Origin of the sequence: Rhodanobacter sp. FW021-MT20, assembly GCF_041107475.1 — a bacterium.
Taxonomy (GTDB): domain Bacteria; phylum Pseudomonadota; class Gammaproteobacteria; order Xanthomonadales; family Rhodanobacteraceae; genus Rhodanobacter_A; species Rhodanobacter_A glycinis.
This window is the reverse complement of the sequence record NZ_JBGBPX010000010.1, coordinates 35820-52210: the sequence shown is the minus strand read 5'-3', so window position 1 is coordinate 52210 and position 16391 is coordinate 35820. Positions and strand designations below refer to the sequence as shown.

Below are 16391 nucleotides of genomic sequence, written 5' to 3'. Positions count from 1 at the left end.
CACTTTCTCACTACTCACTCCTCTCCACTCACTCCTGCTCTCAAGGCGAGCGCTGCAGGATCACTTCCAGCACGAACTTCGAACCGAAGAAGGCCAGCGCCAGCACGGCCATGCCGATCAGGGTGAGATTGACCGCGCGGGTGCCGCGCCAGCCGTGACGCCAGCGGCCCCACAGCAGTGCGCCGAAGATCAGCCAGGCCACCACGCTGAGCACGATGGTATGCGCCAGGTGCTGGCTGCGAATGTTCTGCACGAACAGCGCGCCGGTGAGCAGGGTCAGGGTGAGTCCGCCGAAGCCGGCACCGATCAGGCGGAACAGCAGCGCTTCGGTCTGGGTCAGCGGCGGCAGGGCGCGGATCAGCCGGCCGGGGCGGTGCGAGCGCAGCGCGCGTTCCTGGATGGCGAGCAGGATCGCCAGCACCGCGGCAATCGACAGCAGGCTGTAGGCGAGCAGGGCGATGGTGACGTGCAGGGTGATCTGCCAGTCCATCGGCAGCGGTCGCGTCGGCGGCGCCACGAAAATATCCAGCGCCAGCAACAGCGCAGCCAACGGAAACACGATCACGCCCAGCCCGGCCACCGGTCGCGACAGGTTCACCAGCAGAGTCAGCGCCGCCACCACGCAGGCGACCAGCGACAACGCGGCGAAAAAGTGCAGGTCCAGACGCCCACCATGGGCACCCAGCAGGACGCCGGCATGCAGCAGCACGGCCAGCGTGGCGGCACCGAGTCCCAGGCGCTGCGGCGTGCGCGGACAGCCGGTCAGCGGCGCCGCCAGTAGCGTGGCGCCGCCCGCATACAACACGATGGCGAGAATGGATGGCAGTACGAGTGACATGACGTGGAAGTGTGGCACAGGCCCTCGGTGGACGTGAATGCTTCTCATCGCATGATCGGCACTTGCAATATTTAGATATTTGTCTAAATATCTAGCTATACCTGATTGACGATGCGGATCATGAAGCAGCAGGAAGTGTTCAAGGCCATGGCCGACCCGACCCGGCGCGCGATCCTCAAGCGCCTGCAGGGTGGCTCGTTGACGGCCGGCGAGATCGGCGCGGCGTTCGACATCACACCCGCCTCGCTGTCGCATCACTTCGCCGTGCTCAAGCGCGCCGACCTGGTGCGCACCGAGCGGCGCGGCCAATACATCGTCTATTCGCTCAACAGCACCGTATTCGAGGATCTCGCCCGCATGGTGCTGGATCTGTTTCCGTCAAAAGGGAGTCAGGGAGGCAAACGATGAGACTGCATCGCAATCTGCTGGTGTCCACGGTTTTCTTCGTGGTGGCGGTGGTCGCGGGGGTGTGGCTGTATCCGCAGCTGCCGGCCGAGGTGCCCACGCACTGGGACCTGCACAACCATGTCAACGGCGTCACGTCGCGTTTCTGGGCGGCCGCATTTCCGGCGTTGGGCGTACTCGCCGTGGCCGTGCTCGCCGTGGTGCTGCCGGCGGTTTCACCCCGCCAGTTCGCAATCAGGCGGTTCGAGGGCGCATGGGGCGTGCTGATGCTGGTCATGCAGGGCTTCCTGCTGGTCGCCGGTCTGGGCATCTTGCTGCCCGGGGCCGGCTACGCCGTGTCGATGCCGACCATCGTCATGCTGGCGACCGGCGTGCTGTACCTGCTGCTCGGCAATTACATGGGCAAGCTGCGCCGCAATTTTTTCATCGGCATCCGCACGCCGTGGACGCTGGCCAGCGATGCAGTGTGGGAACGCACGCACCGCTTCGGCGGCCGGCTGTTCATGCTGGGCGGACTGGCGACGGTGCTTATCGCCTTGGTCGATCCCGCGCCTTGGCTGTTGCTGGCCGTGCTGGTGGCGGTGTGGCTGATCGCGGCGGCTTATTCGTACTTCATCCACTTGCGGCTGGAAGGCAGTCGTTGACCAGCGAGGAGATACACACATGTTCAAGCGAGCGATGGGTTTGACGGTGGCCATGCTGGGCATGGCGTTGACGGCACCGGCCGTGGCGCAGTCTGCGGCGGTTTGCCGGACGCACGGACAGGCCGCGCTGGAGGCGTGGACGCAAGGACGGTACGACCAGGTCGGCAAGCATTTCGCCCCCGGGATCGCTGCCAAGCTCACGCCGGAGATGCTGCGCCAGGTCTGGGGGCAGGTGCAGACGCAAGCCGGCAGCTTCAAGTCGCTGGGAGCGTTGGCGCCGCAATCGTTGGGCGGGCAGGAGGTGCTGGTCGCGCGCATGGAATTTTCCCGCGCGGCGCTGGCAGCGGTCATTCACTGTGATGCGCAGGATCGCATCGACGGCTTCCGGGTCGTACCGGCAACATTGGTGGAAAAGGCCACCGCCGCGCCTGAGCCGGCGATACCCGGTGCGGTGTCGAAGGCGTTGCCGGTGCCCACGCCGCTGGGAGCGCTGCCCGGTACGTTGACCTTGCCCGAGGGTAGTGGGCCGTTTCCTGCCGTGCTGCTGGTGGCTGGCTCCGGGCCGCACGACGAGGACGAGACGGTTGGCCCGAACAAGCCGTTTCGCGACCTCGCCGCGGGCCTCGCCAAGGCGGGCATTGCCACCTTGCGCTACGACAAGCGCACCTATGTCTACGGCGCGCAGATGGCCGGCAAGTCCATCACCGTAGACGACGAGGTGACCGATGACGCACTGGCTGCCGCGCGCCTGCTGGCGCGGCAGCCAGGTATCGATCCGCACCGCGTGTTCGTGCTGGGCCACAGCCTGGGTGCGCTGATGGCGCCACGCATCGGCCAGCGTGACCCGCACCTCGCGGGCCTGATCCTGCTGGGGGCGCCGGCGAGCTTCGGCCTGGACACGTTGGTACGCCAGATGCGGTACATCGGGCATCTGAAAGACACTCCCACAGCCGAGCTGGACAAGGAATTGGCGCCAGTCATCGATGCCCGCAACGCGATCGCACACGCAAATCCTGCAAAGCCACCTGAAGGTTCGTTCCTGCATGCGCCGGCCAGCTATTGGCTAAGCCTGCGGGACTACAACGCGGTCACGGTCGCGAAATCCCTGCACATGCCGATGCTGGTGCTGCAAGGCGGCAGCGATTATCAGGTGACGCCCAAGGGCGATTTCGTCCATTGGCAGACGGCTTTTGCGCACAGCAAGCGGGTGCAGTTGAAGGAATACCCGGGCCTGAGTCACCTGTTCATGCCCGCCGGCCAACCGCCATCGCCGGCGGATCTCTACAAGCCCGGGCACGTGGATGCCCGGGTGATCGGTGATGTGGCTCGCTGGATCAAGGCGCAGCCGGCCCATTCCTGAAGCGGTAGTCCTGGGATAACGGACGAGTCTGGTATATTCGTGGGCTGATCCTGCCACGTGCCGTCATCATGTTCGAATCGCTCAGCCAGCGTCTTTCCACCACCGTCAACCGCCTGCGTGGCCGCGGACGGTTGACCGAGGAAAACATCCGCGAGTCGTTGCGCGAGGTGCGCATCGCCTTGCTCGAGGCCGACGTGGCGTTGCCGGTAGTGCAGGCGCTGATCGAGCGCGTGAAGGTGCGTGCGGTCGGCCAGGAAGTCATCAAGAGCCTGTCGCCGGGCCAGGCGCTGGTGAAGGTGGTCAGCGACGAGCTGACCAAGGTGATGGGCACGGTCAACACCGAGTTGAACCTGGCCCAGCAGCCGCCGGCGGTGGTGCTGATGGCCGGCCTGCAGGGCGCCGGCAAGACCACCACCGTGGCCAAGCTGGCCCGCTTCCTGACCGAGCGCAAGAAGAAAAAGGTGATGGTGGTGAGCTGCGACGTCTATCGTCCGGCCGCCATCGAGCAGTTGCGCACGCTGGCCGAGCAGGTCGGCGTGAAGTTCTTTCCGTCCGAGGCGGGCCAGAACCCGGTGGACATCGCCAAGGGCGCCATCGCAGCGGGCCGGCGCGAGGTGGTCGACGTGCTGCTGGTGGATACCGCCGGCCGCCTGCACGTGGACGAGGCGATGATGGCCGAGATCAAGGCGCTGCATGCCGCGATCACCCCGGTCGAGACCCTGTTCGTGGTCGATTCGATGACCGGCCAGGACGCCGCCACTACCGCCAAGGCGTTCAGCGAGGCGCTGCCGCTCACCGGCGTGGTGCTGACCAAGACCGACGGTGATGCGCGCGGCGGCGCGGCCCTGTCGGTGCGCTATGTCACCGGTCGACCGATCAAGTTCCTCGGTGCCGGCGAGAAGACCGACGCGCTGGAGCCGTTCCATCCCGATCGCGTGGCGCAGCGCATCCTCGGCATGGGCGACGTGCTCTCGCTGGTCGAGGAGGTCGAGCGCAAGGTCGACCAGGAAAAGGCGCAGAAGCTCGCCACCAAGGTGATGAAGGGCAAGCGCTTCGATCTCAACGACATGCGCGACCAGCTCGAACAGATGAACAACATGGGCGGCCTGGCGGGCCTGATGGACAAGCTGCCCGGCGTGTCCGGTTTGCCCGACAGCGTGAAATCCAAGGTCAACGACGGCGAGATCAAGCGCATGGTCGCGATCATCCAGTCGATGACCAAGAAGGAACGGCGCCATCCCGATCTGCTGAACGGTTCGCGCCGCGCCCGTGTCGCCAAGGGCTCGGGGAACCAGCCGGCCGACGTGAACCGCCTGCTGAAGCAGTACATGCAGATGGAAAAGATGATGTCCAAGCTCTCCCGCGGCGGCAGCAAGGGCTTGCTGCGCCAGATGCGTGGCGCGATGAAGGGCATGGGCGGCATGGGCGGGATGGGCGGGTTGCCGCCGCGCTGACATGGCGCCACGCGGGCCAGGGATGGCCCGCTCGTCACCCATCGCGCAGCGGTGGGTGACGGAGCCAAGGCCGGCAAGCCGGCCTTGGCGAGTCCGGGAAGGGCAGGATGCCCTTCCCGGGCATCAGGCAAGGCTCTGGCTTTTCTAGCTGACCGGCTGCCGCCGCTACGCTACAACCCGCATAACCTCTTCCTTTTTCAATCACATCCCTCTAAAATGCCGCGTTTACCGCGTACGGCCTCGTGCGTGCGGCCGGCGATTCCGGCAACTCTGGAGCTTTTACTATGGTCAAGATTCGTCTTTCGCGCGGTGGCGCCAAGGGCCGCCCGTTCTACCACGTCGTGGTCACCGATCAGCGCAACAAGCGCGACGGTCGCAACATCGAGAACGTCGGTTATTACAACCCGGTTGCCTCCGGCAAGGACAAGCGCCTCGAGCTGAACGTCGAGCGCGTCAAGGAATGGGTGGGCAAGGGCGCCCAGCTGACCGACAAGGTCGCCGCCCTGGTCAAGGAAGCCGGCAAGTTGCAGCAGGCTGCCTGAGTCCGTTTCGGTGACTGAGGCGACAGCCGGTCGGCGCGTCCTGGTCGGGCGCATCGTCGGGCTGTATGGCGTGCAGGGCTGGCTCAAGATCGAATCCTGGACCGAGCCACGCACGCGCATCTTCGACTACCAGCCCTGGCTGCTTGCTACTGCGCCGGGTACGGAAACGGAGATGGCCGGCGTCAAGGGACGCCCGCAGGGCAAGGGGCTGATTTGCCAATTGCCCGGCGTGGATGACCGTGACACGGCAGCTGCGCTGGTGGGACTGGATATCCATGTCGCCCGCGAGTTGCTGCCGCCGCCCGGCAAGGACGAGTATTACTGGGTCGATCTCGAAGGACTCGAGGTCGTCACCACGGAAGGCGTGGCGCTGGGACGGGTGACTCATCTGTTCGCCACCGGTGCCAACGATGTCGTGGTGGTGAGGGACGGCGAGCGCGAGCGGCTGATTCCCTTCGTCCAGGGTGTTTATGTGCGTTCGGTGGATTTGTCTGGCGGACGCATGGTGGTGGACTGGGACCCTGAATTCTGAACGTGCGGAGTTGAGGGTTCATGCGCATTGATGTCGTTACGCTGTTTCCCGACTTCGTGCGTCAGTGCGCTGCGGTAGGAGTGGTGGGACGCGCGCAGCAACGTCAGTTGTTGCAGGTGGAAACCTGGAATCCGCGCGACCATGCCACCGATCATTACCGTACCGTGGACGGCCGCACCTGTGGCGGCGGACCCGGGATGGTGATGCTGATCGAGCCTTTGCGGGCGGCCCTGCAGGCCATGCGCGAGGCGGCGCCGGAACCGGTGCATGTGATTTACCTCAGTCCGCAGGGAGCGCGGCTGACGCAGGGCAGGGTGGAAGCGCTGGCCAGACGGCCGCGAATCGCCCTGGTCTGCGGACGTTACGAAGGTGTGGATGAGCGCCTGCTGGCGCACGAGGTCGACGAGGAGCTTTCCATCGGCGATTATGTGCTGTCCGGTGGCGAGCTGGGCGCCGCGGTGGTGATTGACGCCGTGGGGCGCTTGCAGGATGGCGCGTTGAACGACGCGCAATCGGCCGAGCAGGACTCGTTCTCGAACGGCTTGCTGGACTGCCCGCACTACACGAAGCCGGTGCATGACGCACTGGGCGACGTGCCGGAGGTGTTGCTCTCCGGCGACCACACGGCGATTCGCCGCTGGCGCCTGAAGCAATCGCTGGGGCGAACCTGGCTGCGCCGTCCGGATCTGTTGGCGCAAGCTGTGCTGGATGATGAATCCCGCAGCTTGCTGGACGAATTCCGCCGCGAATACATGCGGCATGACCAAAGCGGCCCGAATGGCCGTGGTACCGAAATCTAATCAGGTGTTGCCATGAACAAGATCATCGAACAGTTCGAATCCGAGCAGATCACCCGCCAGCTGCCGGAATTCGGCCCCGGCGATACCGTGGTGGTCAACGTCAAGGTGAAGGAAGGCAATCGCGAGCGCGTGCAGGCTTTCGAAGGCGTGGTCATCGCCAAGCGCAGCCGCGGCCTGCATTCGGCCTTCACCGTGCGCAAGATCTCGCACGGCACCGGCGTGGAGCGCGTGTTCCAGGCGCACAGCCCGGCCATCGACTCGGTGTCGGTCAAGCGCAAGGGCAAGGTGCGTGGCGCCAAGCTGTATTACCTGCGTGGCCTGGAAGGCAAGGCTGCCCGCATCAAGGAAGACATCGCCGCCGTTTCTGCCGCCAAGGCTGCCGCGAAGGCTGCTGCTGCTGCCGCTGCGAAGTAATTCCTGTAACCGCCGGGCCAGTCATGGCCTGGCGGCAACAAAAAACCCGCGGATCACTCCGCGGGTTTTTTGTTGCCTGAAAGGAACGGCGCAGGCCCTGATTTTTCTTCCTCTCCCCTTCGGGGAGAGGATCGAGGTGAGGGGCGGGGCAGGCAGAGGCGTTGGGAAGGGCGAAACATCGCTCCGGTGGAATGCCGTCGCGAGGTTGTCCCCTCACCCCAATCCTCTCCCCAAAGGGGAGAGGGAGTCATTGGCCGTCAGGGCTTGATCGTCAGCAGCTGCGGTTCCTGCAGGAAGTTGCCCTGCACGAAGTCCACGCCGCAGGCGAACAGAAGCGAGGTGCTCGCGGCATCCTCCACCCATTCGGCGATCACCTGCTTCTTCAGTTCGTGCGCCTGCTGGCAGATCTCCGCGATCTTCTGCTGGTTCTCCGCCTGTTGCGGCAGGCCGGACATGTAGCTGCGGTCGATTTTCAGGTAGTCGGCCTCGACATGGCTGAGCAACTGGAATGAATTCAGGCCCGAACCGAATTGCTCCAGGGCAAAACGGCCGCCCAGTTTTTTCCAGCCCGCCACGAATTCCTGGGCGGGTCGAAGCAGGGTGACCACCTTGCTTTCGGTCATTTCCAGCACGATGCGGCCACGTTTCAATGCTGCCTGCTGCAGGCGCTTGGCCAGCCATGGCAGCAGCTCGGGGCGCTGCAGCGAGTCGGTGGTGAGCTTGACGAAGAAGGTGGTGGCGACGCCCTGGGTGTCGCGCGCCTGCAGAGCGGAGATCGCCTTGTCCAGCACCCAGCGGTCGATCTCGGCGGAGAGGCCGTGCTTCTCGGCAATCGGCATGAAGAAGCCCGGCTGCACTTCGCCTTGCGGGCCGTTCATGCGCAGCAGGATCTCCGAATAGTCGCCGTCGGCATCCTGCAGGCTGATGACGTGCTGGTGATGCAGCACGAACTCGTCCTGTACCAGAGCCTGGCGCAGTTGGGTCAGCCAGTTGCGCTCGCGTTCCTCGTCGGCCTTCTCGCGCGCGGTGGGATCGTGCAGGTCGCTGCGGTTGCCGCCCTGGCCCTGGGCGTTGCGCAAGGCCGTGCTGGCCTGGTTGAGCAACAGCTCGGCGTTGGCGTTCTTCTCCGCGAGCAGGCTGCCGCCGATGCTGACGGTAAGCGTGATCGAGCGTTGCCCGGCATCGAAGATCCGTTCGGCGATCTGCTGCTGCAAGCTAGTGATCCAGGCCTTGATGGCATCGTCGCTGCTGGAATGCAGCAAGACGCCGAAGGTGTGCTCGGCGAGCAGGCCGGCCACGTCGTCGGGCCCGAGCAGGGCGTTGATCCGGGCCGCCACCCCGGCCAGCAACTCGTCGGCCTTGCCCAGGCCGATGCCGGCCACGGTGGCGTTCCAGTTGTCCGGCTCGATCAGCAGCAGGGTCTGTCCCTTGCGGCCGCTTGCCGCCGCTGCCACGGCCTCGTCGATGAATTCCAGGGTGCGGGCGCGCAGGTAGAGCCCGGTGACCGGGTCGCGCTGCAACTGCTCCACCATCGCCGGGTCGATCAACTGGCGGCGGAACACGACCTGCAGGCAAGTCTCGCCCTCGAACGTGGCATGCGCGAACTCGATGGTGGCCGGGAAGGTGCTGCCATCCGCGCGCCGCGCGATCAGGTCCGTGTTCGGTGGTGCCTTCTCGTCGCGCGAATGGTTCTTCAGCAGGGTTTTCAGCGCGTCGGCGTATTCGTGGTTGATCAGGTCGAGGATGGGCAGGCCAAGCAGCTCGTCGAAATCCTCGTAACCGAAGGTGTCGAGGTAGGAGCGGTTGGCGCGCACGTGCATGCCTTCGTGCACGTAGGCGATGGCGTCGTTGGACGAGTCCAGCAGCGCGTCGCAGCGACGCTCGGATTCGCGCAGCGCGCTTTCCAGCTTGCGTACCTGGCGGCGCGTGTTCAGCGAATCGAATTCGCGCTGCACCACGGTGATGAACTGGCGCGGCTGGCCGTGCGAGGCCACGCCGTGCACGCCGGCGGCGAACAGGTCGGAGACCGACTGCGCATCCATCTGCGCCACATTGGCGATCAAGGCCATGTCGCGGCCGCTGGCGTCGATCGCCTGGGCCACTTCACGCAATGGCAACGAGCCCACGCCGGGGTTGAACAGGACCAGGTCCGGGCCGAGCTCGTCCAGCGACTTTTTCAGCTGCTCGCTGTCCGTGGCCCGGGCGGGGCGCACGGCAATGCCGGCATTGCGGATGAGGCTGATGATCTGTTCCGCATCCTCGACCGAGTTTTCGATGAAGAGGATCTTGATGACGGCGTTGTTCTTCATGGGTGCATTGCGCTTCCGTGGAATGGGCTGAAACGGCGCATGTCAGGGTCACCATTCATTGCAGTATGCATGCGTTGTAACGGATTCCATGCGAGGAGGCCAGCGTGGAACCCTGCAACGGTGACGAATCTCATGGATGGGATGCCGTATCGCCTCACAGCGGACGTTTGGACGGATCGCCGCCCACTTCGCGCACCAGTTTCGGCACCAGGTAGCCGGGCAGGCGGCCGCGCAATTGCTCCATCAGCGCCAGGGCGCTGGCGTCGTCCACCTCGAAGTGGGCCGCACCCTGCACCCGGTCCAGCTGGTGCAGGTAATAGGGCAGTACGCCGGCGGCGAACATGCGTTCGGACAAGGCGGCCAGTGCGCCGGCTTCGTCGTTGACGCCACGCAGCAGCACCGACTGGTTGAGCAGCGTGGCACCGGCTTCGCGCAGGCGGGCGCAGGCGGCGTCGACCGAGACATCGAATTCGTTGGTGTGGTTGGCGTGCAGCACCACCACCTTCTGCAATGGCAGGGCGGCGAGCCAGTCGGTGAAAGCCGCATCGATGCGCTCAGGCAGCACCACCGGCAGGCGGCTGTGGATGCGCAAACGGGTGACGTGCGGGATATCGGCCAGGCCCCGGCCCAGTTCCTCCAGCTTGCCGGTGGATAGCGCCAGCGGGTCGCCGCCGGAAAGGATCAGCTCGTTGATGCTGGGGTCCTGGCGCACATGCGCCAGCGCCTGGCGCCACTGGCCGGCCGCGGCCATCTCGTCGCCGTAGGGAAAGTGGCGGCGAAAGCAGTAGCGGCAGTTGATCGCGCAACTGCCGCTGGCGATCAGCAAGGCGCGGCCCTGGTACTTGTGCAGCACGCCCCGGGCTTCGCGCGAGGCCATGTCGCCCACCGCGTCGGCGACGAAGCCGGGAACCTCGTCCAATTCGGCCAGTTGCGGCAACACCTGCAGCAGCAGCGGGTCACGCGGGTCGCCGTGGCGCATGCGCGCCACGAAGCCGCGCGGCACGCGCAGGGCGAAGCCGGCGTCGGCAGGTGGCAGGCGGTCGGCCAGGCCGCCCAGCTCGAGCATTTCCAGCAGCTCGGTGGCGTTGGTGATGGCATGGCGCCAGAGCTCGCGCCAGTCCGTGGACGGCGACGATAGGCGAGTGACGGGGCTTGCGGTTATCATGATGGACCTTGGGCAGGCCAGCGGGCCTGTTGCAACCCCTTAATTCTAGCCGCCTCGTGCGGCAGTTTTGACTCTGGAGCACACACGCATGGCCACCGCCGGACTCAACGACGTCAAGAAGGGCATGAAAATCCTTCACAACAACGACCCGTGGGTCATCACCGAAGCCGAGTTCATCAAGCCTGGCAAGGGCCAGGCGTTCACCCGCATCTTCATCCGCAACCTGAAGACCGGCCGCACCTCCGAGCAGACGATGAAGTCCAGCGACTCGTACGAAGTCGCCGACGTCACCGATACCGACATGCAGTACCTGTACTCGGATGGCGAGTACTGGCACTTCATGCAGCCGGATACCTTCGAGCAGCACCAGGCCGGCAAGGCCGGCATGGGCGAAACCTCGAAGTGGCTGAAGGGCGAGGAAGAGTGCGTGGTGACCCTGTTCAACGGCGAGATCATCGCGGTGCAGGCGCCGAACTTCGTCGAGCTGAAGATCACCGAGACCGACCCCGGCGTGCGCGGCGACACCTCCGGCGGCGGCGGCAAGCCGGCCACGCTGGAAACCGGTGCCGTCGTGCGCGTCCCGCTGTTCGTGAACCAGGAAGAACTCATCAAGGTCGACACCCGTACTGGCGAATACGTCGGTCGCGTCGGCAAGTGACGCAACGGCCCGCGCGCTTGCGCGCGGCTTGCCGCTGCGTCACCCCGGCGCAGGCCGGGGTCCAGTGAGGTACTCGTGCGAAGCACGCATTTCCAATTCGTGTGCTTTGCACGAGTATCAGACTGGATTCCAGCTTCTGCTGGAATGACAGCCAAAGGGGCGGCGCCGCAAGGTCAGCCGCCCTTTGCGTATTCGAACCACGGAGCTTCAAAGCCATGACTGAAACCCAGCCCAAGTCCGTCGACCTGTTGATCGAAGCCCGCTGGGTGGTACCGGTGGAACCCCATGGCGTGGTCCTGGAAAATCACGCGGTGGCGGTTGATGGCGACCATATCGTCGCGCTGTTGCCCATCGACGAAGCCCGTCGCGCCTATGTGCCGCGCGAAACGATCAGCCTGGGCGAGCACGCCCTGATCCCTGGCCTGGTCAACAGTCATACGCACAACCCGATGACCTTGTTGCGCGGTCTGGCCGACGATCTGCCGCTGATGGTGTGGCTGCAGCAACACATCTGGCCGGCCGAGGCCAAGGTGATGGGGCCGGAGTTCGTGCGCGACGGCGTGGAGCTGGCGGTGGCCGAAATGTTGCGCGGCGGTACCACCTGCGCCAACGAGAACTACTTCTTCCCGGATGCCATCGGTGCCACCTATCGCAAGCTCGGTTTCCGTGCCGTGGTCGGTCTGCCGGTGATCGAATTTCCCACCGCCTGGGCCAAGACGCAGGACGAATACTTCGAGCGCGCCTGCGAAGTGCACGACAGCTTCCGCGGCGACGCGCTGCTCGGCACGGCGTTTGTCCCGCATGCGCCGTACACGGTGTCCGACGAAAGCTTCGAGCGCATCCGCGTGCTGGCCGACCAGCTCGACATCCCCGTGCACCTGCACACGCACGAGACCGCGCAGGAAGTCGAGGACGAAAAGAAAAAGAGCGGCCTGCGCCCGTTCCAGCGCCTGCAGAAGCTGGGCGTGGTCAACGATCGCCTGATTGCCGTGCACATGACCCAGCTGACCGACGGCGAGATCGCCGCCTGCGTCGAGGCGGGCGTGTCGGTGGTGCATTGCCCGGAATCCAATCTCAAGCTGGCTTCCGGCTTCTGCCAGGCGGAGAAATTGCGCAAGGCCGGCGTCAACCTGGCACTGGGTACCGATGGCTGCGCGTCCAACAATGACCTGGACATGTTCGGCGAAATGCGCACCGCCGCGCTGCTGGCCAAGGCTGTAGCGGGCGATGCCGCTGCTTTCGATGCCCCCTTCGCCTTGCGCGCAGCGACGCTCAACGGTGCGAAGGCGATGGGCCTGGATGCGAAGATCGGCTCGATCGAGCCGGGCAAGCAGGCCGATCTCGCCGCCGTGCGGCTGGACGATCTGGAGACGCAACCGCTGTTCAACGTACCCTCGCAGCTGGTTTATGCCACCGGCCGCCACCAGGTCACCGACGTGTGGATTGCCGGCCGCCGCAAGCTCGCCGGTCGCGTGCTGGTCGACATGGACGTCGATGGCATGCTGGCCCGTACCCGCGCCTGGCGCGAGCGTATCGCCGCGCATTGAACGTTCACCCAGCCATTAGCGCGAAAATCAGGAAGCGGCCATCCGTGGCCGCACTTTTCAAATGAGCCCTTCGATGAATCGTTATCTGGTAATCCTCATCCGCCGGCCGCAGTGCGATCCCGCCGTGGTTCCGCTGCACCAGCAGTTCCTGGCCGAGCTGCGCGAGCAGGGGCGCAACGAGATGTCCGGCCCGTTCGGCGACAAGACCGGCGGCGCCTATCTGCTGCGCGCCGAATCGCTGGACGATGCCCTGGCCATTGCCCATCGCGATCCCGCCCATGTCAGTGGCGGCTGGGACATCACGGTACGCGAATGGTTGGCGGTTTAGCTTTTGCATGCCTCGCATGAATGCGAGGATCGAAAAGCGGCCATGCATGGCCGTGCCTCTCGAACAGTCACATGTACTCATCGTGGACTCGAACATGATCACCGACAACGTCAGCCATGACGAGATCGCCCGCTTCGGCAAACTGGCCTCGCGCTGGTGGGATCCGGATGGCGAGTCGCGTCCGTTGCACGACCTCAATCCCGTGCGTGCCGGCTACGTGGCCGGTCGCGTCGACCTGCGTGGCGCGAAGGTGGCCGATGTCGGCTGCGGCGGCGGACTGCTCAGCGAATCGCTGGCGCGTGCCGGTGCGCAGGTGACCGGCATCGACCTTGGCGACAAGGTGATCGCCACCGCGAAACTGCATCTGCACGAGTCGGAACTGGTCGTGGATTACCGCGTGCAGTCTTCGGCGCAGCTTGCCGCCGCCGAGCCGGCGGCCTTCGACGCGGTCTGCTGCATGGAAATGATCGAGCACGTGCCCGATCCGGCCGCGCTGGTGAATGATCTCGCTGCGATGCTCAAGCCCGGCGGCCGGCTGTTCATGTCCACGCTCAACCGCACGCCGGCGGCCTTCGGTGCCGCCATCCTCGGTGCCGAATACATCACCCGCATGCTGCCGCGCGGCACGCACCACTACGCGCAATTCCTCAAACCGTCCGAACTGGGTCGCCTGCTGCGCCATGCGGGGCTGGAGCTGGAAGACGTCTCCGGCCTCGGCTACAACCCGCTTACCCGCAAGGCGTGGCTAAGCCGCATCACTGCGGTGAATTACCTGTTGTGTGCAAGGAAGCCTGCATGAAGTCGTTGCCCGCCGATGTGCAGGCCGTGCTGTTCGATCTCGACGGCACCTTGCTCGACAGTGCCGCCGATCTCTATGCCGCACTGCAGATTTATTGCGACGAGGTGGGGGCGGCTGCGCCACCCTACGACGTCGTGCGCGAAGTGGTATCGCGCGGCGGTCGCGCGATCCTGCGCTGCGCGTTTGCCGAAGACGACGAGGCCTTGCTGGTGCGCATGCCGCGCTACCTGGATATCTATGCGGGCATCATGGCGCAGCACACGCGCCCGTTCGACGGCATCGAGCCGCTGCTGGCGGCGATCGAGGCGCGCGATCTGCGCTGGGGCATCGTCACCAACAAGCCCGGCTTCCTCACCGAGGAACTGATCAAGCGGATGGATTGGGACCTGCGCGCCAGCGCCGTGGTCTGCGGCGACACGCTGCCGGTGAAGAAGCCCGATCCGGCCCCGGTGCTGCTGGCGTGCGAGCGTGCCGGCGTCGAGCCCGCGCGCTGCCTGTTCGTCGGCGACGATCGTCGTGACGTGCAGGCCGGCCGCGACGCCGGGTTGTACACCGTGGCGGTCCGTTGGGGCTACCTGGACGGCGGCAATCCGGACGAGTGGGGCGCCGATGCCGTGTTCGACCACCCGCGCCAGCTTGCCGAGCTGCTCGGCCTCGAGGTCACGGCGTGAGCGATCTGCCGGCATCCCAGGGGGCGTTGCGCAGTTACGTCGACAAGTGGCTGGCAGTGCAGCCGCAGCAGCGCATCGCGCTGGCGTTCGTCGATCCGGTGAAATATCCGGGACATATCGCCTTGGCCGCGCTGGAGCAGGAACTGCTGGCCGCCGCCTACGGCATTCGCGAACCGCAAGTGGCGATGGGCAAACTCAATTGGTGGGCCGAGGAGTTGTCCGGTGCCGTGGCCAGCGGTGGCCGCCATCCGCTGACTCAGGCCTTGTTCGCGGACGAGCGTGCGGCTGCGCTGCCGGGCGAACTCTGGCTGGCGCCCGTGCTTGCCGCGATGGCGCAGTTGGAAGAGGGCACGGCGGCGGATTTTTCCGCGCAACTGGCCGCCGCCGAATCCCTGCATGGCGCGTTGGCGTCGCTGGAGACGGCCTGGTGGTTCGGCATCGAGGCGGCGCCGGCTCGCGCTTCGCGGGTGGCCGTGCTGGCCCATCTGCTGCACGCCTTGCGCCGCCTGCAGGACGATGCCGGGCGCGATCGCCTGCCGTTGCCGATGGCGTGTCTGGCACGTTTCGGCCTCAGTCGCAGCCAGTTGGGCCAGCGCAGCAAGGCGCGCGATCAGGCGATTCAGTCGCAGCTGGCCGATTTGCGCGCGGCGTGGCGCGAGGCGTCGCGCCTGCCGGGGCCGCTCAGTGTCTTCCGCGGGCTGGAGTCGGCCGGCGGGGAAAAGCTGGCGCGGCGTGCGGCGCGTGCGGACGATCCGCTGGCCGTATTGCAGCAAGGCGCCTCGACCAAGGGCTTTGGCGTGGCGCTGGCTTCCTGGCGCCTGGCGCGCCAATGGCATCGTCTTGCCGGTTGAATGGCGTTTCCCGTCGCCGATAACGCAGCGTTTCCGTTTTGCTTCTATTGAGCGCGGCCGATCTGCCCCAAAATGAAAGGTCTCGCAGCGGCTTGTCCGCCGATTACAGGAAAGATCATGCACAGCCACGAAAACACCACCCGCCTGATGCCCGATGTCGCCGCCCAGGCGCAGCCGCATCTGACCGGTGCGCTGGATTGGGTGGGCATGGACAACATCGAGGTGCCGGTGCATTTCGATGCGGGCGATGGCGAGGTGCAGCGCACGAATGCCCAGGTCGGTGCCTTCGTCAACCTGGTGCAGGCAGACAAGCGCGGCATCCACATGTCGCGGCTGTACCTGCTGGTCGATCGTCACCTCGGCACGCAGCCGCTGAGCGTGGCCGCGCTGCGGGACTTGCTGGATGCGTTCCTCGAATCGCACAAGGGTCTTTCCGACCGCGCCCGTCTCAGCATCCGTTTCGACGTGCTGGTGCGGCGCGCGGCCCTGCGCAGCGCCAACAGCGGCTGGCGCAGCTACCCGGTGTCGATCGAAGCCAGCCTCGGTCCGGACGGCTTCCGGCTGGAGCTGGGTACCGAAGCGGTTTACTCCTCCACCTGCCCGGCCTCGGCGGCGTTGGCGCGGCAGTTGATCCAGGAACAGTTCGCCAGGGATTTCCAGGCCGGCCAGGCGCTCGACCACGCCGCGGTGCAGGCGTGGCTGGGCACGGAGCAGGGCATCGTCGCCACCCCGCATGCGCAGCGCAGCGTGGCCCGGTTGCTGGTGCGCCTGGTCGATGGCGCCTCCTTCAACCTGCTCGATACGCTCGATCGCGTCGAACAGGCGCTGGGCACCGCGGTGCAGACGGCAGTGAAACGCGAGGACGAACAGGCCTTCGCGCTGGCCAACGGCTGCAATCTGATGTTCTGCGAGGATGCTGCACGGCGCATCCAGAAAGCGCTCGACGTCGACGAGCGCCTTGCCGACTTCCATGTCCGCGTCGAGCATCAGGAAAGCCTGCACCCGCACGACGCCGTGGCCTATGCCAGCAAGGGCGTGCCGGGCGGTTTCGGTTCCTGATGGCGGTGGCGTCAA

At 65.7% G+C, this 16391-nt stretch carries 18 protein-coding genes; 15 read left to right on the top strand and 3 right to left on the bottom strand.

Going from position 1 to position 16391, the window contains the following annotated elements:
* Nucleotides 1–40: 40 nt before the first annotated feature.
* Nucleotides 41–838: a cytochrome C assembly family protein gene (locus AB7849_RS11850; RefSeq protein ID WP_092703310.1), complete on the bottom strand. Its 798-nt coding sequence runs from the start codon at nucleotides 836–838 to the stop codon at nucleotides 41–43.
* 120 nt (nucleotides 839–958) lie between these two features.
* On the opposite strand from AB7849_RS11850, the gene AB7849_RS11845 reads away from it, so the two are divergent.
* The 8 genes from AB7849_RS11845 to rplS all read left to right on the top strand — a co-directional run bounded on the left by AB7849_RS11845 (nucleotide 959) and on the right by rplS (nucleotide 6989).
* Nucleotides 959–1246, top strand: coding sequence for an autorepressor SdpR family transcription factor (locus tag AB7849_RS11845; RefSeq protein WP_008208895.1), 288 nt, complete (start codon nucleotides 959–961; stop codon nucleotides 1244–1246).
* Nucleotides 1243–1887, top strand: coding sequence for an SdpI family protein (locus AB7849_RS11840; protein WP_008208892.1), 645 nt, complete (start codon nucleotides 1243–1245; stop codon nucleotides 1885–1887). The genes AB7849_RS11845 and AB7849_RS11840 overlap by 4 nt, the downstream gene beginning before the upstream one ends.
* A gap of 19 nt (nucleotides 1888–1906) precedes the next feature.
* Nucleotides 1907–3247, top strand: a complete 1341-nt coding sequence (locus AB7849_RS11835; protein WP_008214770.1) for an alpha/beta hydrolase — start codon at nucleotides 1907–1909, stop codon at nucleotides 3245–3247.
* Nucleotides 3248–3315: 68 nt separating this feature from the next.
* Entirely contained in the window at nucleotides 3316–4701 is a 1386-nt protein-coding gene (gene ffh, locus AB7849_RS11830) for a signal recognition particle protein (RefSeq protein WP_008214772.1), read from the top strand.
* 284 nt (nucleotides 4702–4985) lie between these two features.
* Nucleotides 4986–5243 (top strand): 30S ribosomal protein S16, encoded by a 258-nt coding sequence (gene rpsP, locus AB7849_RS11825; protein ID WP_008214775.1) that lies wholly within the window; start codon nucleotides 4986–4988, stop codon nucleotides 5241–5243.
* 10 nt (nucleotides 5244–5253) lie between these two features.
* On the top strand, nucleotides 5254–5775 hold the full coding sequence (gene rimM / locus AB7849_RS11820; RefSeq protein WP_008214776.1) for a ribosome maturation factor RimM: 522 nt from the start codon (nucleotides 5254–5256) through the stop codon (nucleotides 5773–5775).
* A 20-nt stretch (nucleotides 5776–5795) separates the two neighbouring features.
* Nucleotides 5796–6575, top strand: a complete 780-nt coding sequence (gene trmD / locus AB7849_RS11815) for a tRNA (guanosine(37)-N1)-methyltransferase TrmD (RefSeq protein ID WP_008214778.1) — start codon at nucleotides 5796–5798, stop codon at nucleotides 6573–6575.
* A gap of 12 nt (nucleotides 6576–6587) precedes the next feature.
* Nucleotides 6588–6989, top strand: a complete 402-nt coding sequence (gene rplS, locus AB7849_RS11810) for a 50S ribosomal protein L19 (RefSeq protein ID WP_008214779.1) — start codon at nucleotides 6588–6590, stop codon at nucleotides 6987–6989.
* Between the two features lie 257 nt (nucleotides 6990–7246).
* Here the strand turns inward: rplS and AB7849_RS11805 are convergent, their stop codons facing one another.
* Both AB7849_RS11805 and epmB read right to left on the bottom strand, forming a co-directional pair.
* Entirely contained in the window at nucleotides 7247–9298 is a 2052-nt protein-coding gene (locus AB7849_RS11805) for an EAL domain-containing response regulator (RefSeq protein WP_008214781.1), read from the bottom strand.
* Between the two features lie 154 nt (nucleotides 9299–9452).
* Complete coding sequence (gene epmB, locus AB7849_RS11800; protein ID WP_369501095.1) at nucleotides 9453–10463, bottom strand: EF-P beta-lysylation protein EpmB; 1011 nt, start codon at nucleotides 10461–10463, stop codon at nucleotides 9453–9455.
* Nucleotides 10464–10551: 88 nt separating this feature from the next.
* On the opposite strand from epmB, the gene efp reads away from it, so the two are divergent.
* The 7 genes from efp to folE2 all read left to right on the top strand — a co-directional run bounded on the left by efp (nucleotide 10552) and on the right by folE2 (nucleotide 16376).
* Complete coding sequence (gene efp, locus AB7849_RS11795) at nucleotides 10552–11121, top strand: elongation factor P (protein ID WP_008207630.1); 570 nt, start codon at nucleotides 10552–10554, stop codon at nucleotides 11119–11121.
* Between the two features lie 215 nt (nucleotides 11122–11336).
* Entirely contained in the window at nucleotides 11337–12668 is a 1332-nt protein-coding gene (locus tag AB7849_RS11790) for a TRZ/ATZ family hydrolase (RefSeq protein WP_008207629.1), read from the top strand.
* A gap of 73 nt (nucleotides 12669–12741) precedes the next feature.
* On the top strand, nucleotides 12742–12996 hold the full coding sequence (locus tag AB7849_RS11785; RefSeq protein WP_008207628.1) for a YciI family protein: 255 nt from the start codon (nucleotides 12742–12744) through the stop codon (nucleotides 12994–12996).
* A 94-nt stretch (nucleotides 12997–13090) separates the two neighbouring features.
* Complete coding sequence (gene ubiG / locus AB7849_RS11780) at nucleotides 13091–13795, top strand: bifunctional 2-polyprenyl-6-hydroxyphenol methylase/3-demethylubiquinol 3-O-methyltransferase UbiG (protein ID WP_037097910.1); 705 nt, start codon at nucleotides 13091–13093, stop codon at nucleotides 13793–13795.
* Nucleotides 13792–14466 (top strand): HAD-IA family hydrolase, encoded by a 675-nt coding sequence (locus tag AB7849_RS11775; protein WP_008207626.1) that lies wholly within the window; start codon nucleotides 13792–13794, stop codon nucleotides 14464–14466. Before ubiG ends, AB7849_RS11775 begins: the two co-directional genes overlap by 4 nt.
* Entirely contained in the window at nucleotides 14463–15317 is an 855-nt protein-coding gene (locus AB7849_RS11770) for a squalene/phytoene synthase family protein (protein WP_008207625.1), read from the top strand. The genes AB7849_RS11775 and AB7849_RS11770 overlap by 4 nt, the downstream gene beginning before the upstream one ends.
* 117 nt (nucleotides 15318–15434) lie before the next feature.
* Nucleotides 15435–16376 carry a GTP cyclohydrolase FolE2 gene (gene folE2 / locus AB7849_RS11765; protein WP_008207624.1) on the top strand — a complete coding sequence of 314 codons (942 nt, stop codon included), beginning with the start codon at nucleotides 15435–15437 and terminating at the stop codon, nucleotides 16374–16376.
* Nucleotides 16377–16391: the final 15 nt, after the last annotated feature.